The organism is Massilia sp. IC2-476 (assembly GCF_020707295.1).
GTDB lineage: Bacteria > Pseudomonadota > Gammaproteobacteria > Burkholderiales > Burkholderiaceae_D > Telluria.
On sequence record NZ_JAJFER010000007.1, the window covers coordinates 144612 to 166738 of the forward strand.

A 22127-nucleotide genomic window follows, 5' to 3' on the forward strand; every position below is an offset into this window, starting at 1 on the left:
CTTAGTATTCGTAAGTGCGCATCTTCACCTTGAGCACGGTCGGCTCCGCCGGCAGGTTCAGGCCATAGTCGGTCTGGTCGCCGTTCCAGTTGCGCTCCATGATCCATTTGCCGGCGGCGTCGAAGCGCCCTTCTTCCACGCGCGCATACATGGACGGCTTGCCGGTGCCCGGCGCCAGCTTGACGCGGGCGCGCTGGCCGGCCAGCACGAACTCGTCCGGCCCGATCTGCGCGATCGCGACGCCGCCGCCCGGCTGTTCGGTGCCTTCGGCATACTCGTTCTTGTCGCGCAGGTATTCGCGCTCGCCGAACTGGAACTCGCGGAAGGTGACGGTCGCCTGCCAGCCATCCATGGCGACCGTTTGCGGCGCGCGGTCGTCGCCCTCGGCGACACCATGGGTGCGGCCTTCGAAGGCCCAGCGCGCCCACAGGCGCGACATCGGGGCCAGCAGCTTGTAGACCTGGCCGAAGGGCTCGACCATGCGGCGGTCCGTGTACTTCGAGCCGAGCGGGTAGTTGCTGTAGCTCGCATAGTCGATGCCGAAGGGGACCACGCCGAGCGCCCCCTTGCCGACGATCTGCCAGACGTAGCGCGCGTAGCCGGCCGCATTGCCCATCTCGGCTACCAGCAGCGGGTTGTCCGAACGCTGGAAGCCGGCCAGCACTGCGCTTACCTTGCTGGATTCCGGCATGTAGATGTCGGGCGCGGCGAAATCGATGTGGGGCGCAGCGGCCTTGTAGATGCCGAGCACGTCCCAGGTTGGGCCGCCGCTGGCGAAGTCTGCCTTCCACACAGTCGCCGGCTGGCCGGTCTGGCCGGGCTCGCGCAGCGCATTGTTGACGAACATCGGCAGGTCGTAGACCGCGCGGCCGGCTTTCGCGATTTCTTCGATATAGCTGGCGATCGCCCAGCTATGGAAGTATTGCCCCGCATAGTCGCCGTACACCTCGCTCCAGCTGCCTTGTGCGGGACGTCCGGCAGGACCGCTCTGTCGTGCCAGTACCGCCTTCGGCACCGGCTGGCGGAACGCGGCTTCGGCACGGGCGCCGTGGTCGCGCACCAGGCCATAGGTGCCGACCTCGTTCTCGACCTGCACCATGATCACGGTGCGCCTGGCGGCATCGATGTTGCGGATGTGGCGCATCAGGGCCACGAATGCCTTCCTGTCGGCCGCCAGGGTCGCTTCGCCGAAGGGCGACAGACAGTAGCTGGGCTTGCCGTCCGCGTCGAGCATGCGGGGAAAGCGCCGGTTGTCGAATTTGACCCACTCCGGCGTATAGGCCGGGCCGGTGTTCTTCCAGGTGCCGAACCACAGCAGCACCAGGCGCTTGCCATGCGTTCTAGCCTGGGCCACCAGCGTATCGACGTAAGCAAAGTCGAAGCTGCCCTCTTCGGGCTCGACCTGCTCCCACGCGACCGGGATCGCCAGGGTATTCGCATGTGCATCCTCGAGCGCGGCCCAGACCTTGGGCAAGGCCGCCGGATAATTGCTGGAATTGTGGGCCTGGCCGCCCAGCACCAGGAAGGGAGCGCCGTCGACCAGGAGGGCATGGCGTCCATCGCGCTCGACAAGACGCGGCAGTTCCGCGGCAGGCGCGGCGGCAACCTGCGCTGAAACCAGGGTCCATATCATCGCGGCCAGCGCGGCCCTGGAAAATCCATGCATGCTCACTGTCCTGTCTCCGGATTGTTTTTATTTATGCCAACTATGTGAGGCATGCTAAGCGAGAGCGGCAAGGCGTGGCAAGCAAAATGTTCGCGCTACCAAGTCACGTGCTGTCGACCTCTCCGCGGCACATTCCGAATAAATGCCGAAATCGCTGAAATCGATTTCTTGACCGCCGGGGAGGTATTGCGTAGTGTAAGCATGTGGCAACGCGACCTGTCACAGTACGCATGTGTTCCCGGTAGCCCGGTCTCGCCCTGCAGCAGGCATATCCGGGGCGGTTCAAGATCGTGTCGTTACGCGATATCCCGGGCAATGTGTTGTGCAATGACAAAAGAATGGAATTTGTAAGGCCATCATTACAAATCTATGGTAGCGTCCAACAAACAGTGTTAGCTGAGCCACAATGCGGTGCCGGCGCGCTATGAACTGTTAGATAAAAAAATTACCTATACCAGGAGACAACGTGAGGAAGTTCCAGAAAACTGCGATCGCCGCGGCGGTTGCGCAGGTGGCCGTCCTTTACAGCGGCGTAGCATGGGCCCAGACCACCACCACGGAGGAATCCGTCGCCCCGGGGACAGCAGTCGTCAGGGTGTCCGGCCAGCGCGCCGCACTGCAATCGGCCCAGAAACTCAAGCAGGATTCCGACGAGGTGGTCGACTCGATCGTCGCCGAAGACATCGGTAAACTCCCCGACCGCTCGATCACCGAGGTGTTGCAGCGTATCGCCGGCATCACCATGGACCGCAACATGCAGGGCGACCCGAATCGCCAGGCCGTCGAAGGGTCCGGCGTGTCGGTGCGCGGCCTGACCTACGTGCGTTCGGAAGTCAACGGCCGCGATGCCTTTTCGGCCGGTGGCGGCCGCTCGCTCGGCTTCACCGACGTGGCGCCCGAGCTCATGGCCGGCGTCGACGTCTACAAGAACCCCTCGGCGGAACAGATCGAAGGCGCGCTCGCGGGCCTGGTCAACCTGCGCACGGCCATGCCCTTCGATTTCAAGGGCTTCAAGGGCGCGCTCGGTGCCTCGCTGAGCTATTCGGATCTGAACCGGAAGAAGGGCCCGACCGGCACCCTGCTGCTGTCGAACCGCTGGAACACCGGCCTCGGCGAATTCGGCGCCCTGGTCGACTTTGCGTATGCGAAGAACCCGACCCGTACCGACGCGATCGGCATCGATCCCTACTTCCCGCATGTGAATTCGCGCAACCCGGCCCAGTACCAGCGCGAGGCGACCAAATGGATTCCGCTGGGCGGCGGCCTGCGTTCGCAGGACTTCGAGCGCGTTCGCCGCGGCGACTATGCCGCGTTCCAGTGGCGCCCGAACCGGGACATCACGGCTGGGCTGACCTACTTCAAGACCCAGTACGACGAAGACCTGAGCGAGCGCGTGGTCGCCTCGTCGGAAGACAAGTGGTACCAGCAGGTAGCCGGCGCCGACACCGTGTATGACGCCCAGGGTGCCTTCATGAAAGGCACCATCGCGAACCCGAGCTACGGCGGCTCGCCGTTCAACAGCTCGCGCCGCATCAACCAGCGTAATTCCGGCACGCGTGACCTCGCGCTGAACGTGCAATGGCGCATCACGCCGGACCTGACCTGGACCAACGACGTCCAGCACGTGCGTTCCACCACCCAGGGCTTCGACGCCGACGTGTCGACCGGCTTCATCCTGCCCAACCAGTCGATCGACCTCACCGGCAGCATTCCCCAGATCGGCCTCGGCTCGGCGCAGTTCATGGCCGACCCGAAGAACTACTTCTGGGCCTACACCCAGGAAGCGCTGGACCGCGCCAAGGCCACCCAGAAGAGCTGGCGCAGCGACGTCAAGTTCGCCTTCGACGACCCGGTGCTGCGCGACGTGCGTTTCGGCGTGCGCCTGGCGGACCGCGAAGCGGAAAACCGCAAGGCCCAGAAGTACTACAACTGGTCGTCGATCACCTTCCCGTGGATGGAAGGCTGGCAGATTCCGGGCGTGGCACGCCTGAACGACCCGCGCTTCGCGGGCGGCACCGAGCTGGCACAGATTCCGAACTTCTTCGGCGGCAAGGTATCGGTCCCGGCGCTGCTGTATCCGACCGACGCGCTGGCACGTGACTTCCCGAACGGCTGGACCAAGCTGCACAGCTACCACACCACCCTGTGCGAAGAGCAGAAGGCCGCGCAGGGCTGGGGCACCTGCGACCCGTGGAAGCCGTCGACCTTCGACACGCCATCGGCGCTCAACACCCAGACCGAGAAGACCCAGGCCGCCTACGCTCAGCTGCGCTTCGGCTGGGACGACCTCAAGTATCCGATCGACGGCAACATCGGCGTGCGCTACGTGCGGACCAAGAACGCGACGCGCGGCTACATCGCGTACGACCCGACCAATGTCAGCATCCCGGGCGACGTGCCTGTGGAAGGCGTGAACACGCTGGTGAACATCGCCAAGTTCGAGACCCCGCGCGAGACCGATACCTCGTACAACCACTGGCTGCCAAGCCTGAACCTGCGCCTGAAGGCCAGCGACCAGCTGCAGTTCCGCTTCGCCATCGCCAAGTCGATGGCGCGCCCGGACTTCAACCAGCTGCAGTCGCTGACCACCCTGACCTCGCCGGCCAACCAGCTGACGATCAAGGATCCGGTCACGCTCGCGGACCAGCGCGTCGTCTTCAGCGGGAACAACCTGACCGGCACCAGCGACGGCAATCCGCTGCTCAGGCCGACCACCGCGACCAACGTCGACCTGACCGCCGAATGGTACTTCGCCAAGGCCGGCTCGCTGACCATGGCGGTGTTCAACAAGGACATCAAGGACATCATCGTGAACACCACCTACGGTTACACGGTGAAGGATGTCAACGGCAGGGACCAGACCTTCAGGGTCACCCATCCGATCAACGGCGCCCACGGCTTTGCCCGCGGCTTCGAGATCAGCCACCAGCAGTACTATGACTTCGTGCCCGACTGGCTGCGCGGTATCGGCACCCAGGCCAGCTGGACCTACGTGTCCAGCGAACGCAAGCTGGACAATCCGGTGCCGGCGGCGTTCTGCGCGGGTAGCGATGCATCGAACATGAACCTGTCGATCAACGGTTGCGACACCGACGGACGACCGTTCGGCAACACCCCACTGCAAGGCCTCTCGCGCCACACCGTCAACTTCGCCGTCATGTACGAGAAGAACGGGTTCTCGGCGCGCCTGGCCTACAACTGGCGCTCGCGCTACCTGGTCGCCGTCAATACCTGGGGCAGCCGCGGCAACAACGGCCTGAACACGAACCCGGATGCCGGCCCGCGCTTCCTGATCCCGACGCCGAACAACGACCAAGCTTACGGCCTGCCGCTGTGGCAGGACGATTACGGCCAGCTGGACGGTTCGATCTTCTACGATTTCACCGACAAGTTCCGTATTGGCCTGTCGGCCCAGAACCTGAACAACGCCAAGACGCGCCAGCTCATGCAGCAGCATGCCGGCATGTTCACCCGCCAGCTGTTCATGAGCGGTCCGCGCTACACGGTGCAGGCACAGTACTCGTTCTAAGAAGCTCGTCTCTCCTGAAGTCGCGGTTCCGCCCTGTGCGGTCCGCGGCTTTTTTTATCCTCCGTTCCACCTTTTTACTCATTAGGAGCACTCCATGCAGATCCACGGCGACATGATTATCGGCAGGCGCAGCGTGCGCGGCGCCGCCGGCACCGTCCATGCCATCGACCCGGCGCGCCATACGACCCTCGAGCCGGGCTTCGGCCTCGCATCCGGCGACGAGCTGGCTGCCGCCTGCGCGCTCGCCGAGCAGGCCTTCGACAGCTACCGCGCCCTCCCCCTCGAGCGGCGCGCCGCCTTCCTGGAGGCCATCGCCGCCCGCATCCTCGACCTCGGCCCGGCCCTGATCGAGCGCGCCGGCTTAGAGACCGGCCTGCCGCAGGCGCGCCTCGAAGGAGAGCGCATGCGCACCGTCAACCAGCTGCGCCTGTTCGCCAAGGTGGTCCGGGACGGCCACTTCCTGGCTGCGACCCTCGACTCCGCCCTGCCAGAGCGCAGCCCGCCACGCCCCGACCTGCGCATGCGCAAGATCCCCCTGGGGCCGGTCGCGGTCTTTGGCGCCAGCAACTTCCCGCTCGCCTTCTCGGTGGCCGGCGGCGATACCGCGTCCGCCCTCGCGGCAGGCTGCCCGGTCGTGGTCAAGGCCCATAACGCCCACCTCGGCACCTCGGAGCTGGTGGCGCGCGCCGTGCAGCAGGCAGCCATCGACTGCGACATGCCGGAAGGCGTGTTCTCGATGCTGATCGGCGAAGGCAGGAGCATCGGCACCGCGCTGGTGGCCCATCCCGCCATCAAGGCAGTAGGCTTCACCGGCTCGCGCCAGGGCGGCCTGGCCCTGATGCGCACCGCCGCCGCGCGTCCGGAACCGATCCCGGTGTATGCGGAGATGAGCAGCATCAATCCCTTCTTCCTGCTGCCGGGCGCGCTCGAGGGCAAGGCCGCGCAGCTGGCGCCGGGCTTCGTCGATTCCCTCACCCTGGGCGTGGGCCAGTTCTGCACCAACCCGGGCCTGGTGATCGGTCTCGAGGGCGACGCATTCAATGCCTTCAGCGTGGCGGCCGCCGAGGCCCTGCAGCAGAAGACCGCCGGCACCATGCTGACCCCCGGCATCCACAAGGCCTATGTCGAGGCCATCGAAGCCCGCTCCGCCATCCCCGGCGTGCAGTTGCTGGCGCGCGGCGCTGCTGCCGCGTCGGAGGGCCCGGCCTGTGCGGCGCAGCCGGCGCTGTACGGATGCGATGCGGCCACCTTCCTCGCTACCGCGGCGCTGGAGGAAGAAATCTTCGGCCCGGCGGCGGTGCTGGTGCGCTGCCGCGATGAGGCCGAGCTGCTGGCCGTGGCCGGGCATGTGGAAGGCCAGCTGACGGCCACCGTCCACGCGACGCCGGCGGACCGGGCGCTGGCCGGCGCCCTGCTGCCCCTGCTCGAGCGCAAGGCCGGCCGGATCCTGTTCAACGGCTTCCCGACCGGCGTCGAGGTGTCGCACGCGATGGTGCACGGCGGCCCCTTCCCGGCCACCTCGGACAGCCGCACCACCTCGGTCGGCGCCACCGCGATTGAGCGCTTCCTGCGGCCGGTGTGCTACCAGGCGGTGCCGGCGGAGCTGCTGCCGGAAGCGCTGCGCGACGACAATCCGCTGGGACTGGCGCGCGTGGTCGATGGCGTCCTCAAGACCGCCGGCTGACGAAACCGAAAGCCAATGAAAAAGCCAGGCAGGTGCCTGGCTTTTTTGTGCCCGCCGGCACCGCAGCGCCCTACGGATCAACGGCGGCCGGTACGGGTCGCCACGTCCAGCCACACCGCCAGGGTCAGGATCAGGCCCTTGACGATCATCTGCCAGTAGGTGTCCACGTCCAGCATCGACATGCCGTTGTCCAGGCTGGCCATGACCAGGGCGCCGACCAGCGCGCCGTGCACGGTGCCGGCGCCGCCGCGCATCGAGGTGCCGCCGATGAAGCAGGCCGCGATCACGTCCAGCTCCGCAGACATCCCGGCCGATGGCGAACCGGCGGCCAGGCGCGCGGTGTTGATCAGGCCAGCCAGCGCGCACATCAGGCCCATCAGGCCGAAGATCCACAGCTTCACGGCGCGCACGTTGATGCCCGAGAGGCGCGTCGCTTCCATATTGCTGCCGACGGCGTAGATGCGGCGGCCGAACACGGTCTGGCGTGCGATGTAGCTGAATACGCCCAGCAGCACCAGCAGGATCAGCACCGGCAGCGGAATGCCTTCGTAGCTGTTGAAGGTGGTGATGAGCCCCGCCAGCACCGCGCCGATGATGGCGACCCTGCCCACGCTACGCCACAGCGGCAGCACCGGCAAGTTGTGGCGGGCCTGGCTGATGCGCTGGCGCCAGGCCAGCACGCAGGCCAGCACGAACAGGCCGACGCCGAGTGCGATCCCGAGGGCGGGCGGCAGGTAGGCCTGGCCGAGTTGTTCGAATTCCGGCGAGATCGGCGCGATGGTGGTGCCGTCGGTCAGCCCGAGCACGATGCCGCGATAAGCCAGCATCCCTCCCAGTCCGACGATGAACGAGGGTATGCCCGCATACGCCGTCAGGTAGCCGTTCAGGAAGCCGAGGAACATGCCGCCCGCCAGCACGATCGCCATTGAGATAGGCAAGGGCAAGTGGTGGACGACATCGAGCACGGCAGCCAGCCCGCCGAGCAGGCCGAGGAGCGAGCCGATGGACAGGTCAATCTCGCCGGCGATGATGACGAACACCATGCCGCAGGCCAGGATGCCGGTGACCGACATCTGGCGCATCAGGTTCGACAGGTTGCGCGCCGAAGTGAAGCCGCCGTCCGTCTTCCAGCTGAAGAAGGCCCAGATCAGAGCAATCGCGACCAGCAGGGCCAGGATTTTATATTGCGTGAAAATCTGCTTGAAGCCGATTCCCGTGTTCGTGCCCGATCGCGCCGCGCCACCCTGGGCGCCCACGGGAGCGTGTACCTTGTCTAGCATTATTTCACCTGTCCGATTGCAGCGGCCAGCACCTTTTCCTGGGTCAGGCCTTGATTGAGAAAGTCTCCGCGCAGCTTGCCTTCGCCCATCACCAGCACCCGGTCGGAGACGCCGAGCACCTCGGCCAGTTCGGACGAGACCATGATGATCGAAATGCCCTGCGCCGCCAGTTCGAGGATCAGCTTGTAGATCTCGAACTTGGCGCCCACGTCGACGCCCCGTGTGGGCTCGTCGAGGATCAGCACCTTCGGGTTCGTCAGGAGCATCTTGGCCAGCACCGCCTTTTGCTGGTTGCCGCCGGAGAGTGCGGTGATCGGCAGCGCAGGGCTGGCGGTCTTCAGCGCCAGGCGGCGGATCTGCTCGCCCACTTCGCGCGCTTCCAGGCCGTCGTCGATGCGCGACAGGGTCGAGAAGCGGTCCAGCACCGACAGCGTGATGTTCTCGCCCACCGACAGGTCGCGCACGATGCCGTGCTGCTTGCGGTCTTCCGGCACCAGGGCGAAGCCGGCCTCGATTGCCTTCAGGGGCGTCGCGGTGTCGGCCCGCTTGCCGTCGAGCCAGACCTCGCCTTCGTAGGCGCCTTCGTAGGAACCGTAGATGGCGGTCACCAGCTCCGTACGGCCCGCGCCCACCAGGCCGGCGATGCCGAGGATCTCGCCGCGGCGCAGCTGGAAGGAGACGTCGTCGACCTTCTTGCGCTGTGGCTGGTCCGGATCCCAGCAGGTGATGTGGCGCGCTTCCATCACCACCTCGCCCACTTCGTGCGGGAGGGATGGATACAGCTGGTTCATCTCGCGACCGCACATCTGGGCGATGATGCGGTCGACGTTCATGTTCTGCATCGGCGTGGTGGCGATGTGCTTGCCGTCGCGGATCACCACGATGGTGTCGCAGATAGCGGCGACTTCTTCGAGCTTGTGCGAGATGTAGACGCAGGCCACGCCCTTGGCCTTGAGGTCGCGGATGATCTCGAGTAGCACCTCGATCTCGCTGGCGGTCAGCGAGGCCGACGGCTCGTCCAGGATCAGCAGGCGCGCCTTCTTGTTCAGGGCCTTGCCGATCTCGATCAGCTGCTGGTGGCCGCCGCCGTAGTTCTTCACCGGCAGCACCACGTTCACGTCGGGGAGCTTCAGCTCGCGCAGGATCTCTTCTGCGCGGCGGTTCATGGCGGGAAAGTCTAGGCGTCCACCGGGCAGGGTCAGCTCGTTGCCGAGGAAGATGTTCTCGGCCACGGACAGCTCGGGCACCAGCATCAGTTCCTGGTGGATGATGATGATCCCAGCGTCTTCGGTTTCGCGCACCGAGCGCGCCCGCAGCGGCTCGCCGTCGAGCAGGATCTCGCCGTCCCAGCTGCCGTGCGGGTAGACCGCCGACAGGACTTTCATCAGGGTGGACTTGCCGGCGCCGTTTTCGCCGCATAGTCCGATGCATTCGCCGGGGCGGATCGACAGATCGATCCCGTCGAGCGCTGGGACACCGTCGAATCGCTTCGCGATGCCCTTCATTTGGAGGAGGTAGCCGGACATTCAGGACTCTGTTTCGCTGGTTGAAATTCGCAGGCGCGGACCGCCCCGCCCGCGGCGTCGCCGGGACGACGCGGGCGGGGATGCGGCTGCTTCGGGTCCTTACTTGCCGGCCAGTTGGGTCTGGGTGTAGAAGCCGTCCTTGACCAGCAGGTCGACGTTCGACTTGTTCAGCAGCACCGGCTTGAGCAGCAGGCTGTCGACATTCTTGAAGCCGTTGTTGAGCTGGGCGTTGTAGGCCGGCTTCTGGTTGCGCACCAGCTGTACCGCCACACTGGCCGCGTTCGAGGCCAGCGCGCGCAGCGGCTTGTACACGGTCATGGTCTGGGTGCCGGCAATCACGCGGCGCACCGCCGCCAGGTCGGCGTCCTGGCCGGACACCACCACCTTGCCAGCCAGCTTCTGGGCCGCCAGGGCCTGGATCGCGCCGCCGGCGGTGCCGTCGTTGGACGCGACCACCGCGTCGATCTTGTTGCCGCTGGCGGTCAGCGCATTCTCGACGATGGCCATCGCCTCCGAGGCGTTCCAGTCCTTGACCCACTGCTTGCCGACGATCTTGATGTCGCCCTTGTCCACCAGCGGCTGCAGGACCTTCATCTGGCCTTCGCGCAGGATCTTGGCGTTGTTGTCGGTCGGGGCGCCGCCCAGCAGGTAGTAGTTGCCCTTCGGCTTGAGCGCCACCAGCGACTGCGCCTGCAGCTCGCCGACCGCCTTGTTGTCGAAGGAGACGTAGGCGTCGACGTCGGCATTCAGGATCAGGCGGTCATACGAGACCACCTTGATCTTCGCCTTCTTCGCTTCGCGGATCGCGTTGTTCAGCACCGTGGCGTTGTAGGGCACGATCACCAGCACGTCCACGCCGCGCGAGATCAGGTTTTCGATCTGGGCGATCTGGCGCTGCTCGCTGGCGTCGGCCGACTGGACGTACACCTTGGCGCCCAGCTTCTGCGCGGCGGCGGTGAAATAGTCGCGGTCGCGCGCCCAGCGCTCCAGGCGCAAATCGTCGATCGAGAAGCCGATCTTCGGGTTCTGGGCATCGGCGTGCGCGACGCCGACCCCGCCGGTGAACAGCATTGCGCAGGCCAGGCTGACGGCCTTGATCATCTTTTTCATTCTTGCGTCTCCTATTGATTTCTTGTGTGTTGCCGGGCTGGTCGAATGCTGGCGGCAGCGTCTGCCATTCTGGTCAAAATTCTGCCGCTGCGCCAGCACTTCCCGTTGATCGTGTCGTTCAGTGGTTATGGCGCGGCATGTCGTGCCCCACGCCGCGGTAAGGGAGCGCCAGTTCCATGCAGGCCCCGGTATGCAGCTGCCCCACGGTGGCGCGGTAGATCTCCTGCCATGGCGTCTGGTTGGGCGGGATCGCCGGCGGCGTGTCTTGACGGCGTGCCTCCATTTCCGCGTCACTGATCAGGACGTCGCAGCGGCCCGCGTTCAGGTCCACGCGCACCACGTCGCCGGTACGCAGCAGCGCCAGGTTGCCGCCGGCCGCGCTCTCCGGCGACGCGTTCAGGATCGAGGGACTGTCCGAGGTGCCGGACTGGCGCCCGTCGCCCAGCGTCGGCAGCGCCGTGATGCCGCGCTTGATCAGGGCGTCGGGCGGCTGCATGTTGACCACCTCGGCCGAACCCGGCCAGCCGATCGGGCCCGAGCCGCGGATCACCAGCATGGTGCGCTCGTCGATGTCCAGCGACGGATCGTTGATGCGGTGGTGGTAGTCGTCCGAGCCGTCGAACACCACCACGCGGCAGTCGAAGCGGTTTTCCGCACCCGGTTCCGACAGGTAGCGCTCGCGGAAGCTTGGCGAGATGACGCTGGTCTTCATGATGGCGAAGTCGAACAGGTTCCCCTTCAGCACCAGGAAGCCGGCGCTGTGCTTGAGCGGGTCGGCGAAGGGACGGATCATCTCACGGTCCGCGCTTTCCTTGCCCGCCAGGTTCTCGGCCATCGTGCGGCCGGTCACGGTCGGGCGCTTCGACCGCAGCAGGCCTTGCTGCTCCAGCTCCCACATGATGGCTGGCACGCCGCCGGCCCGGTGGAAGCGCTCGCCCAGGTATTTACCGGCCGGTTGCATGTTGAGCAGCAGCGGCACGTCGTAGCCGAATTCCATCCAGTCCGACGGGGTGATCTCGACGCCCGCATGGCGCGCCATGGCCACGATGTGGGGCTGGGCATTGCTCGAGCCGCCGATCGCGGCATTGACCACGATCGCGTCGAGGAAGGCTTCGCGCGTCAGGATGGTGGACGGACGCAGGTCCTGGTGCGCCATCTCGACGATGCGCCGGCCCGTGTCGTAGGCCATCTGGCCCCGTTCGCGGTAAGGCGCGGGGATCGCCGAGCAGCCGGTCAGCGACATGCCCAGCGCCTCGGCCACCGCGTTCATCGTCGATGCCGTGCCCATGGTGTTGCAGTGGCCGGCGGACGGCGCCGAGGCGGTGGCGATCTGGATGAATTTGTCTTCGTCGATCTCGCCGGCGGCCAGGCGCCGGCGGCCTTTCCAGATCGCGGCGCCCGAGCCCACCAGCTCGCCCTCGAACCAGCCGTCCAGCATCGGGCCGCCCGACAGCACGATCGCAGGAATGTCGACGGTGGCGGCGGCCATTAGCTGGGCCGGGGTGGTCTTGTCGCAGCCGGTGGTGAGCACCACGGCGTCGATCGGGTAGCCATGCAGGATCTCGACCAGGCCCAGATAGGCCAGGTTGCGGTCCAGCGCCGCGGTCGGGCGGCGGCAGTTCTCGAAGATCGGGTGCAGCGGGAATTCCATCGGGATGCCGCCGGCGTCGCGGATGCCGTCGCGCACCCGCTTGGCCAGCTCCAGGTGGATGCGGTTGCAGGGCGCGATGTCGCTGCCGCTCTGGGCGATGCCGATGATCGGCTTGCCGGAGCGGAGTTCTTCGGGGGTGATCCCGTAATTCATGAAACGCTCGAGGTAGAGCGCGGTCATGTCGATCCGGTCCGGATTGTCGAACCAGTCCTGGGAGCGGAAGCGCCGCGGCGCCCCGTCTTTATTCTGCTTGTCGTCGTGATTCATGTTCTTATTCCTCCAGCCGCAGCAGCGCTTGCGGCAGCCCGGGCGTCTCGACCCGGAAGCTGAACAGGCCGCCGGCCAGCGGCTGGGCGGCCAGTTCCTCGTTCGTCAAACCCTTGCGGGCGGTGGTAGCGTAGACGGTGCGCAGGTCATCCCCGCCGAAGGCCAGCTTGGTGACGTTGGCGCAGGGGAAGCGTACTTCGTCCACCTTGCGCCCGGCCGGGTCGAAGCGGTCGATGCGCCAGCCGCCGAAGGTCGCCACCCACAGGTGGCCGGCCGCATCCACCGCCATCCCGTCCGGATAGCCGCAGTCCGCCAGGTCCACGAAGGGACGCTTGTTCGACAGCGCACCGGACGGCGCGAGGTCGAAGGCATAGACGCGCTTGGCCAGGGTGTCGGTGTGGTACAGGGTGCGGCCATCGGGGCTGACGGCCGGTCCGTTGGTGATGACGTAGCCCGCGTCCCTGCGTTCGGCATCGATGCCATTGAAGCGGTACAGGGCGCCGCTCGGTTGTTCCTCGGCGTCGTCCATCGAACCGAACCACAGGGCCCCGCTCGCGTCGACGTGGCCGTCGTTGAAGCGGTTGCCCGGCTGGTCCGCTTCCACGCCCAGCAAGGGCACGAAGGCGCCGCTCTCCTCGATGAAGCGATACAGGCCATCGTCCAGCGAACAGACCAGCGCACCGTTCCCGGCGCGGACGATGAAGCTGACCTGGCCCGGCGCGTCCCAGCTCTGCCTTCCGCCACCGTCGGCGTCGCAGCGGTGCAGGCGCCGGCCCTTGATGTCGACGAACCAGACCTGCCGGCTTGCTGCGTCCCACAGGACGCCTTCGCCCAGGGTGGCCTCGACCTGCCACAGGCAGTGCGGGACTGCGCCCATCTCGCGTGCGCCGCTCATGCGCCGTACCATCCGGCGTCGACGAAGTACTCGCGGCCGCTGCAGCGGCGCGCATTGCTCGAGGCCAGGAACAGGGCCAGCGCCGCCACGTCCTGCATCTCGACGCGCTCCGGGATGCACTGGCCGGCCAGGATGCGCGCTTCTTCTTCGGGGTTGTGCCACAGGGCCTGCTGGCGCGGTGTGCGCACCGCGCCCGGCACCACGGTGTTGGCGCGAATGCCGTACTTGCCGACCTCGCGCGCCAGGGCCCGGGTCATGCCCTCGATGCCTGCCTTGGCCGTCATGTACAGGTGCAGCTGGGTGTGCGGCAGGTGCCAGGAAATCGAACCGAAGTTCAGGATCACGCCGGCGCCGCGCTGCTTCATGCCCGGCAGCACCGCTTGGGTGCAGAAGAACTTGTGACGCAGGTTGACGTTCATGCGGCTGTCCCAGTAGGCAGGCGTCACGTCTTCGATCTCGTGGCGGTCGTCGTTGGCCGCGTTGTTGAGCAGGATGTCGACGCCGCCGAGCGATTCCTCGATGCCGGCGAAGACGGCCTTGAGCTGGTCCAGGTCGGTGAGGTCGCAGCGGACAAAGCGCGGCGCGTGCTCGCTGCCTGCCAGACTGGCTTCCAGCTCGCGCGAGGCTTCCTCGGCGATGTCGAGGAAGACCACCTGCGCGCCCTGGCCGGCAAAGGCGGCCGTCAGTTCGGCGCCGATGCCGCTGCCGCCGCCGGTGACGACCACGCGCTTGCCGCGCAGGTCGGGATAGGTGGCGTAGGCGAATTCTTGTTTCTCGTTATCAAGCATGAGCATCTCGTTAGCTAGTGGCGTCCTCGCGGGCGCCGGCGGCGGCCAGCAGGCCGCGTCGCGCCAGGTTGTTGTACAGGGCCCGTACGCCGAAGGTCCAGGGTTCGATGCCGTCGCTGCGCTGGACCGTGTTGACCAGCGTGCCCAGCGAGGGCGTCGAGATGCTGACGCGGTCGCCCATGTGGTGGGTGAAGCCCTTGCCGGGCGCGTCGCGGTCCTTGATGGGCGAGAACATCGTGCCCAGGAAGAGCATGAAGCCGTCCGGGTACTGGTGGTGCGCTCCGCAGGTCTGGGCGACCAGGTCGAGCGGGTCGCGGCTGATCTCGCGCATGCGGCTGCGGCCTTCGAGCGTGAAGCCGTCGTCCGTGCCTTCGATCAGCATGCCCACCTCGGCCTCGCGCAGCGTATCGAGCGTGAAGCCGCCGTCGAACAGGCGGATGAAGGGGCCGATTGCGCAGGAGCCGTTGTTGTCCTTCGCCTTGCCCAGCAGGAGCGCGCTGCGGCCTTCGATGTCGCGCAGGTTGACGTCGTTGCCGAGCGTGCCGCCGACGACCTCGCGGCGGCTGTTCACCGCCAGCACGATTTCCGGTTCCGGGTTGTTCCAGTGCGACGCCGGGTGCAGGCCGACCGCGGCGCCATGGCCCACCGCCGACATCGACTGCGACTTGGTGAACACCTCGGCGTAGGGACCAATGCCCACTTCCATGTACTGCGACCACAGGCCGCGCCCGGCGAGTTCCTCCTTCAGGCGCAGGGCAGCGTCCGAGCCCGGCACGATCTGCGACAGGTTGGTGCCGATCGAGGCCTGCAGCTGGGCGCGCAGCTCCCCTGCCCGTCCCGGGTCGCCTTTGGCCTGTTCCTCGATCACGCGTTCCAGCAGGCTGACTGCAAAGGTCACGCCGCAGGCCTTGATCGCCTGCAGGTCACAGGGGGCGAGCAGGCGCACGCCGTCGATGGCGGCGGGAGCGGCCTGTACCAGCGCCAGCGCGTCGCCCAGGTCCTCGCCAGGGGCAGCGCGCACCAGGTCCAGCAGGTCGGCGCGATCGAACAGTTCGGCCACCGTGGCGGCGTGCCGGGTGATGTCGACCAGGCGGCCGCGGCGCACCGCCACCACCGCGGGTCCGGCCGCGTCGTCGCGCCAGACGCGGCCGACCAGCAGGGCATCAATCAGGTCGGCGGGTAGCGCTTGGGTTGTTTGTGTCATGTTCCTCTCCTTATGCGACCGTCAGGGTCGCCTTTTTCAGGTCGACGCTGTTCGGTCCCACGAAAATGCTGAAGGTTCCCGGTTCGACGACGCGTTTCATGTCGCCATTGAAGAACCACAGGTCGCTCGGTTTGATGTCGAAGCTCAGGCGCCGGCTTTCTCCCGGCTCCAGGCTCACGCGCTGGAAGCCCTTGAGTTCGAGCAGCGGGCGGGTCACCGAGCTGACGTCGTCGCGGATGTAGAGCTGCACGACTTCGTCGCCGCGCAGGCTGCCGACGTTGCGCACGTCGACCTCGACGCGGGTACTCCCGGCAGTGCCGATGCGGGCCTGCGCCAGGCGCGGCGCCGAGATCTCGAAACGGGTGTAGGACAGGCCGTAGCCGAACGGGTACAGGGGCGAGGTTGTACCGTCGATGTAGCCGCGCCGGCTGCTGGGCTTGCGGTTGTAGTACATCGGCAGCTGGCCGACCTCGCGCGCAATCGTGACCGGCAGCTTGCCGCCCGGGTTGGCGCGGCCGAACAGCAGGTCTGCCACAGCATGGCCCGTCTCCTGGCCCAGGTACCAGCATTCGAGCAGCGCGTCGGCGCGCTCGGCCAGCAGCGTCGTCGACAACGGACGGCCGTTCAGCAGCAGCACCACGGTCGGTTTGCCCAGCGCGAAGATGGCGCGTGCCAGGTCGTTCTGCTGGCCGAGCAGGTCGAGGGTGGTGCGGTCGCCCAGGTGGTTGTCGGCCCAGGCTTCGCGCGCCGTCATCTCGTTGTCGCCCAGGACCATGACGATCGTATCGGCCGACTTCGCAGCCTCCACCGCCTCGGCGATCAGGCGCGCATTGACGTCCGGCTTGGTGAAAACGATCTGGTCCTTGCCCCAGATGCGCTCCTCGGTCAGGCGCACGCCTTCCGCGTAGGCGAGCGAGAAGCCCTGGGCTTGCGCCTCCTTCTGCAGTCCTTCGTAGACGGATACCACGTGGCGCGGGATGTCGGAATAGCCGCCGATCGGCGTATCCCTGGCGTGGGTACCGAGCAGCAGCATCTTGCCGACGCGCTCAGGCTGCAGCGGCAGCAGGCCTTTGTCGTTCTTCAGCAGCACGGCGCTGCGGCGCGCGGCCTCGCGCGCCAGCGCGATCGCGTCCGGGGTGGCGGTCAGGGCTTCGGCTTTCGCTGCGTCCGCATAGGGATTCTCGAACAGGCCGGCGTCGAACTTCAGCCGCAGGATGCGGCGCACCGAGTCATCGATCTCCTTGACCGAGATCCGCTTCTCGCGCACCAGTTCGGCGAGGGTCAGGTAGCCCAGGGGATCCGGCGTCTCGACGTCGACGCCGGCCTTGATGGCGCGCAGCGCCGCTTCCTTGGGCGTGGCGGCCAGGCTGTGGCGGGTGATCAGTTCGTTCACCGCCATGTAGTCCGACACGGTTGCGCCCTTGAAGCCCCATTCCTTGCGCAGCACATCCGTCAGCAGCCAGCGGTTGGCGTGCGAAGGCTGGCCGTCGATCTCGTTATACGAGGGCATCACGGCCGCGATCTTCGTTTCCTTGATGATCTTTTCGAAGGGCGGGAAGAAGTCCTCGCGCAGGGCGCGTTCGCCCACATTGGCAGGACCGATGTTGGTGCCGCTCTCGGGCTGGCCATGGCCGGTCATGTGCTTGAGGGTGGCGTGCACCTTGTTCGGAGCCAGCGGCAGCGTCTCGCCGGAAAAGCCGATCACCGCGGCCTTGCCGATCACCCCGCACAGGTGCGGGTCTTCACCGTAGGTTTCCTCGATGCGGCCCCAGCGCGGGTCGCGTGCGACGTCGACCACCGGCGCCAGCGCCAGGTTGGCGCCGCGTGCGCGCATCTCGCGCGCCGCCACCGAGAACACCTGGGTCACCAGGGCAGGATCAAAGCTCGAGGCGAGGCCGATCGCCTGCGGGAAGCAGGTCGCCTCACGGGCGGTGTAGCCGTGCAGCGCTTCTTCGTGCATCAGCACCGGGATGCCGAGGCGGGTGCGCTCGACCGCCCACTTCTGGACTGCGTTCACATACTCGGCGGTCTCGCGCGGGCCGCGGTTGGCGGTCGCACCCGAATTGCCGGCCACGTTGGCGGCATTGCCCAGCAGGCGGTCGGACGGGCGCGCGAACATGCCCATCCCGTTCGGGTAGGCTGCTACCGCCTTGTCGGGAGAGAAGCTGCTGTCCGCATTCTGCACCGCGGGCTTTTTTTGCCACAGGCACTGCATCTGGGCGATCTTCTCTTCCAGCGTCATGCGCCGCAGAAGATCCTCGACCCGCGCTTCGACCGGCGCACCGGCCTGTTTGTACAGCGGCGCGCCAGGCGGCGCGGCGCGGGTGGCGCCGGCGGCCGTCGCAACGGCCGGCACACTGCCCAGGCCCGCAATGCCGGCCATGCTGCCTACCGACGCCAGAAATTCCCTGCGTTTGATCCCCATCGAGCATGTCTCCGATGCTTTGTCGTTATATCCCGCTCGTGCTGGCGGGTGCTGGTCTCCGTGCGGCCTGCATGTGCGAACAAACATTCGCATAACAGAAATGTTACCGCAACCATTCCAGTCTAAACGGCGGCCTTATCCCCTGTCAATGAAATACGTGAGGGAAGTTAGGGCGCGCGCGGCGCAGTGATGGGAACGGGAAGACGCGGCGCACGGAGCTGTGCGCCGCACAGGGGTCAGCGCGCCGCGTGGGCGCGGCGGGAGCCGGACTTGGGCAGGGCCAGGCGTGCCGGCGGGCGGATGCGCGGCGCCGCATCGGACTGGCGGCGCACCAGTTCGAATTCCATCGGCACACGTTCCGGCGGCGCCGCTTCGCCTTCGCGCAGGGCGCGCACGCGCCGCACCAGCGACTGCACCGCCTGGCGCGCCATTTCGGCGATCGGCTGGCGCACCGTGGTCAGCTCCGGCCAGATGGTGGTGGCCAGCGCGGAATCGTCGAAGCCGGTGACGGTCAGGTCCCCGGGCACGTCCAGGCCGAGGCGGTGCGCGACGGCGACTGCGGCCGCGGCCATGTCGTCGTTGCTTGCGAAGATCGCGGTCGGCCGCAGTTCGAGGGCGAGCAGGTGCTCGGCCGCGTCCAGGCCGGAGCGGTAGGTGAACATGCCCTGCACCACCAGTTCTTCGGACTTGTCGGCGCCCTTCTCTTCGATCGCGGCGCGATACCCGGCCAGGCGGCGTGCGCTGGCGCTCTGGTTGGGGTGGCCGACCACGAAGCCGATGCGCTGGTGGCCGAGGGCGATCAGGTGGCGCGTCATGCGGTAGGCCGCGTCGTAGTCGTCGATACTGACGGCGCCCACGCGCTCGTCGGGCGTACCGCAGGCGACCACCACCGCCGGAATGTCGGCTTCGGCCACGCAGGCGATCACGGCCTCGCTGTCGCACAGCGGCGGCGGCAGGATAATGCCGTCCAGTCCGTTGCCGATCAGGCGCCGCGTCTGCTCCTGCTCGTGCTCGCCCGCTTCGCACTTCTCGACGAACAGCTGGACGTTGTTCAGGCCCGACTGGCTGAGCAGGCCCACCAGGAATTCGCTGAGGTAGGCGGCACTCGGGTTACTGTACAGGAAGCCGACCCGGATCGGCTTGGAGCCGGCCAGGTTGCGCGCTTCCTGGTTGGGGGTGTAGTTCAGGGCCGCTACCGCCTCGGCGACCTTGCGCCGCGTGCTCTCGCGCACCAGTCCCTTGCCGTTCATGACGCGCGACACCGTCATCGGCGACACGCCGGCCAGCTTGGCGACGTCGGCCATGGTCGGCTGACCGCGGCGCTCCACATCTTCCTGGACGGCTTTCACGTTGGCTTTACTCATGTTCTTGCGGATCCCTGGTTGGCATTGCGCCCTGTTGTTTGCGCTATCTTAGCACATTCACAAAGCACCTCGTATCGCCCTCCTTCTCCACTCTAAACGAGCCGGACCCTGCGAAATCGATTTCAATCCGTAAAAGTTTGCGCTAACATAAGTGCGAAAGGCGCGCGCGCGAGCGCAGCACGCCGATAACGACAAAACGGAGACACATCTTGCCGCGCTCACCCGTCCGGCTCCCGCCCGTACCGTGCGCCATGCCGCGCTGGTGGAGCCACGCCTGCCTTGCCTGTTTCCCCTCATGTGCCGTGCCTGGCCCTACCGCCCGGCGCCCTGCCATCAGATTCCTCCATACGCCCTGCAACGGCTGACCGCGCCTGCCTTTCCATAACAACGACACTCTGGAGACCAAGAACGACATGACTACACGACGCACCATGCTGCAAGCCCTCGCCGGCGCCGCCCTCCTGCCTTCCAGCCTGCCGGTCCTGGCGGCCGCTGCCGCGCCTGAGGGAGAAGCACTGAAAGACATCGCCCGCCGCAAGGGCCTGCGCTTCGGCACGGCCGTTGGCGGCGGCCGCAACCAGTTCGGCGATCCGGCCTACCGCGCCCTGGTCGAACGCGAGTGCTCGATCATCGTGGCCGAGAACGAGATGAAGTGGCAAGCCCTGGAGCCGGCTCGCGACGCCTACCGTTTCGAGCCGGCTGACGCGATGCTGGCCTGGGCCGAGCGCAGCAAGATGACGATGCGCGGCCACAACCTGTTCTGGCAGGCGGAAAAATGGCTGCCGGCCTGGCTCGCGAAGGAAGACTTCGGCGCAGACCGCACTCGCGCCGAGCGCCTGATGCGCAAGCACGTCCAGACCGTTTGCCAGCACTACGGCACCCGGATCGCCAGCTGGGACGTCGTCAATGAAGCGATCGACCCGGCCGACGGCAAGCTGCGCCAGAACGCCCTCACCCGCGCGTTCGCGCGCGGCGCCGGCGCGATCGACCAGATCGACCTCGCTTTCCGCCTGGCGCACGAGTATGCGCCGCACGCCCAGCTGGTCTACAACGACTACATGCGCGGCGACACCGGCAGCACGAAACACCGCGCCGGGGTGCTGGCCATGCTGGCCGAATTGAAAAAGCGCGGCACGCCGATTCACGCGCTCGGCCTGCAGGCCCACATCGGTTCCTGGGACGAGAGCCCTGAGCGCGGACGCGAAGACATGCTGCAGTGGCGCCGCTTCCTGGACGAAGCGACCGCCATGGGTTACGACTTGTTGATCACCGAATTCGACGTCAACGACCGCCGCCTGCCCGCCGATATCGCGCAGCGCGACGCCGGCGTGGCGGCCGCCGCGCGCGACTTCCTGGACGTGACCCTGTCGTATCCGCGCCTGAGCGACTTCCTGCTGTGGGGCATGGCCGACCATATCAGCTGGCTGCAGACCTGGGACGAGGCGCCGCGCGCGGACAAGCTGCCGATGCGCCCCTGCCCCTACGACGCCCAGCTGCGCCCGAAACCGCTGCGCCAGGCAATCGCCGACGCGATGCGGGCCATGCCGGCGCGCCGCGCCTGAGGAAGCGCCGTGCTGGTTTACCGCAGCCTAGACAGCCCGCACCGACTCGCGTATCACCAGGGTAGGCTGCGGCGCCTCGAGCGCGAGCGGCTCGCGGCGGATCATCTGCAGGATGGCCCGCCCGAGGCGCTGGCCGACGTCGAACAGCGGCTGGCGCACCGTCGTCAAGGGCGGCGTGGTGTACATGGAGCTGTGCAGGTCGTCGAAGCCGACTACCGAGACCTGGTCCGGCACCGCAATGCCGCGCCGGTACAGGGCCAGGCGCGCGCCGTAGGCGGTCAGGTCGTTGGCCGCGAACACCGCCGTGAAGCGCTCGCCGGAGCCGAGCAGGCGCTCGAGCGCCTGCAGCCCGCCGGACTCGGAAAAGTCACCCGCCGCCTCCAGCGCCGGGCGATGGGGGATGCCGTGCTGCGCCAGGGTATCGCGGTAGCCCGCCAGGCGCGCCTGTGCATCGCGGTGGTCGGGCGGGCCGGCGATGAAGGCGATGTCGCGGTGCCCGTGCTGCACCAGGTGCTCGACGGCGTCGCAGGCGCCGCGGTAGTTGTCGAGGCAAAAGCCGCGGGCATTCTCCCCCTGCAGCTCGCGCCCGAAGGCGACGATCGGCACCTGTTCCGACAGCGCCAGGATGCGCTCGTCTTCCAGCTTGCCGCTCAGGATCACCAGGCCGTCCACGCGGCGCGCGATGAGCAAGGCGATGCGTTCGGCCTCTTCCTCCGGCTTCCAGTGCCCGGACACGATCAGCGGCGCGTAGCCGGTGCCCTGCAAGGCTTCGTCGACGCCGGCCATGGCGTCGGCAAAATAGCCGGACGCCAGCGACTGGGTCAGGATGCCGACCGTGCGCGAACTGCCGCTCTTGAGGTTACGCGCCAGCACATTCGGCTTGTAGTTCAGCTGTGCGATTGCCTGCTCGATCGCCAGGCGCTTGTCCTCGGCCACCCTGGCGGTGCCGTTCAGCACACGCGAGACGGTGGCCGCCGACACGCCGGCCGCGCGCGCGACTTCATGGACTGTGGCCACCGGCCTGACGGATGCTTTATTCATGCATGCAAGGGGCCGGACGCCGGTGCGCGGCCGCGGCCAGGAACGGAAACGCCCAGTATAGCAGCAGCCCTCACACCCCTCCGACCGAACCGATTCCAGGCGCGCCCAGAGCTCGAGCGCGCCACCAACCCACCC

Annotated in this window: 14 protein-coding genes; 3 read left to right on the forward strand and 11 right to left on the reverse strand. The window is 67.0% G+C overall.

Going from position 1 to position 22127, the window contains the following annotated elements; genetic code table 11:
• Position 1: 1 nt before the first annotated feature.
• Positions 2 to 1666: a DUF5597 domain-containing protein gene (locus LK539_RS18455; protein WP_227802522.1), complete on the reverse strand. Its 1665-nt coding sequence runs from the start codon at positions 1664 to 1666 to the stop codon at positions 2 to 4.
• Between the two features lie 466 nt (positions 1667 to 2132).
• Here LK539_RS18455 and LK539_RS18460 point away from each other — a divergent pair, with 466 nt between their 5' ends.
• Positions 2133 to 5195, forward strand: coding sequence for a TonB-dependent receptor (locus LK539_RS18460; protein ID WP_227802523.1), 3063 nt, complete (start codon positions 2133 to 2135; stop codon positions 5193 to 5195).
• Positions 5196 to 5289: 94 nt separating this feature from the next.
• Positions 5290 to 6879 (forward strand): aldehyde dehydrogenase (NADP(+)), encoded by a 1590-nt coding sequence (locus tag LK539_RS18465; RefSeq protein WP_227802524.1) that lies wholly within the window; start codon positions 5290 to 5292, stop codon positions 6877 to 6879.
• Between the two features lie 77 nt (positions 6880 to 6956).
• Here the strand turns inward: LK539_RS18465 and LK539_RS18470 are convergent, their stop codons facing one another.
• The 9 genes from LK539_RS18470 to LK539_RS18510 all read right to left on the reverse strand — a co-directional run bounded on the left by LK539_RS18470 (position 6957) and on the right by LK539_RS18510 (position 19389).
• Positions 6957 to 8159, reverse strand: coding sequence for a sugar ABC transporter permease (locus tag LK539_RS18470; protein WP_227802525.1), 1203 nt, complete (start codon positions 8157 to 8159; stop codon positions 6957 to 6959).
• On the reverse strand, positions 8159 to 9685 hold the full coding sequence (gene xylG, locus LK539_RS18475; protein ID WP_227802526.1) for a D-xylose ABC transporter ATP-binding protein: 1527 nt from the start codon (positions 9683 to 9685) through the stop codon (positions 8159 to 8161). Before xylG ends, LK539_RS18470 begins: the two co-directional genes overlap by 1 nt.
• A gap of 99 nt (positions 9686 to 9784) precedes the next feature.
• Complete coding sequence (xylF, locus tag LK539_RS18480; protein WP_227802527.1) at positions 9785 to 10795, reverse strand: D-xylose ABC transporter substrate-binding protein; 1011 nt, start codon at positions 10793 to 10795, stop codon at positions 9785 to 9787.
• A 118-nt stretch (positions 10796 to 10913) separates the two neighbouring features.
• Complete coding sequence (locus tag LK539_RS18485) at positions 10914 to 12713, reverse strand: IlvD/Edd family dehydratase (protein ID WP_227802528.1); 1800 nt, start codon at positions 12711 to 12713, stop codon at positions 10914 to 10916.
• Between the two features lie 4 nt (positions 12714 to 12717).
• Positions 12718 to 13608, reverse strand: a complete 891-nt coding sequence (locus tag LK539_RS18490) for an SMP-30/gluconolactonase/LRE family protein (protein WP_373889561.1) — start codon at positions 13606 to 13608, stop codon at positions 12718 to 12720.
• The gene (locus LK539_RS18495) at positions 13605 to 14396 is read right to left on the reverse strand and encodes an SDR family NAD(P)-dependent oxidoreductase (RefSeq protein ID WP_227802529.1); all 792 of its coding nucleotides are present in this window, start codon (positions 14394 to 14396) and stop codon (positions 13605 to 13607) included. The genes LK539_RS18490 and LK539_RS18495 overlap by 4 nt, the downstream gene beginning before the upstream one ends.
• Before the next feature lie 10 nt (positions 14397 to 14406).
• Complete coding sequence (locus LK539_RS18500) at positions 14407 to 15600, reverse strand: fumarylacetoacetate hydrolase family protein (protein ID WP_227802530.1); 1194 nt, start codon at positions 15598 to 15600, stop codon at positions 14407 to 14409.
• A 10-nt stretch (positions 15601 to 15610) separates the two neighbouring features.
• Entirely contained in the window at positions 15611 to 18025 is a 2415-nt protein-coding gene (locus tag LK539_RS18505; RefSeq protein ID WP_227802531.1) for a glycoside hydrolase family 3 N-terminal domain-containing protein, read from the reverse strand.
• Positions 18026 to 18261: 236 nt separating this feature from the next.
• Complete coding sequence (locus LK539_RS18510) at positions 18262 to 19389, reverse strand: LacI family DNA-binding transcriptional regulator (RefSeq protein ID WP_227802532.1); 1128 nt, start codon at positions 19387 to 19389, stop codon at positions 18262 to 18264.
• Positions 19390 to 19802: 413 nt separating this feature from the next.
• On the opposite strand from LK539_RS18510, the gene LK539_RS18515 reads away from it, so the two are divergent.
• A complete protein-coding gene (locus LK539_RS18515; RefSeq protein WP_227802533.1) occupies positions 19803 to 20951 on the forward strand; it encodes an endo-1,4-beta-xylanase in 1149 nt (382 codons plus the stop codon).
• 27 nt (positions 20952 to 20978) lie between these two features.
• Here LK539_RS18515 and LK539_RS18520 read toward each other — a convergent pair whose 3' ends face one another.
• Positions 20979 to 21992 (reverse strand): LacI family DNA-binding transcriptional regulator, encoded by a 1014-nt coding sequence (locus tag LK539_RS18520; RefSeq protein ID WP_227802534.1) that lies wholly within the window; start codon positions 21990 to 21992, stop codon positions 20979 to 20981.
• Positions 21993 to 22127 lie beyond the last annotated feature (135 nt).

Bases quoted from the DNA above. Each gene is read 5' to 3' on its own strand.
- LK539_RS18455 (WP_227802522.1), bottom strand. From the start codon at position 1,666: ATGCATGGATTTTCCAGGGCCGCGCTGGCCGCGATGATATGGACCCTG.
- LK539_RS18465 (WP_227802524.1), top strand. From the start codon at position 5,290: ATGCAGATCCACGGCGACATGATTATCGGCAGGCGCAGCGTGCGCGGC.
- LK539_RS18470 (WP_227802525.1), bottom strand. From the start codon at position 8,159: ATGCTAGACAAGGTACACGCTCCCGTGGGCGCCCAGGGTGGCGCGGCG.
- xylG (WP_227802526.1), bottom strand. From the start codon at position 9,685: ATGTCCGGCTACCTCCTCCAAATGAAGGGCATCGCGAAGCGATTCGAC.
- xylF (WP_227802527.1), bottom strand. From the start codon at position 10,795: ATGAAAAAGATGATCAAGGCCGTCAGCCTGGCCTGCGCAATGCTGTTC.
- LK539_RS18485 (WP_227802528.1), bottom strand. From the start codon at position 12,713: ATGAATCACGACGACAAGCAGAATAAAGACGGGGCGCCGCGGCGCTTC.
- LK539_RS18490 (WP_373889561.1), bottom strand. From the start codon at position 13,608: ATGAGCGGCGCACGCGAGATGGGCGCAGTCCCGCACTGCCTGTGGCAG.
- LK539_RS18495 (WP_227802529.1), bottom strand. From the start codon at position 14,396: ATGCTTGATAACGAGAAACAAGAATTCGCCTACGCCACCTATCCCGAC.
- LK539_RS18500 (WP_227802530.1), bottom strand. From the start codon at position 15,600: ATGACACAAACAACCCAAGCGCTACCCGCCGACCTGATTGATGCCCTG.
- LK539_RS18505 (WP_227802531.1), bottom strand. From the start codon at position 18,025: ATGGGGATCAAACGCAGGGAATTTCTGGCGTCGGTAGGCAGCATGGCC.
- LK539_RS18510 (WP_227802532.1), bottom strand. From the start codon at position 19,389: ATGAGTAAAGCCAACGTGAAAGCCGTCCAGGAAGATGTGGAGCGCCGC.
- LK539_RS18515 (WP_227802533.1), top strand. From the start codon at position 19,803: ATGACTACACGACGCACCATGCTGCAAGCCCTCGCCGGCGCCGCCCTC.
- LK539_RS18520 (WP_227802534.1), bottom strand. From the start codon at position 21,992: ATGAATAAAGCATCCGTCAGGCCGGTGGCCACAGTCCATGAAGTCGCG.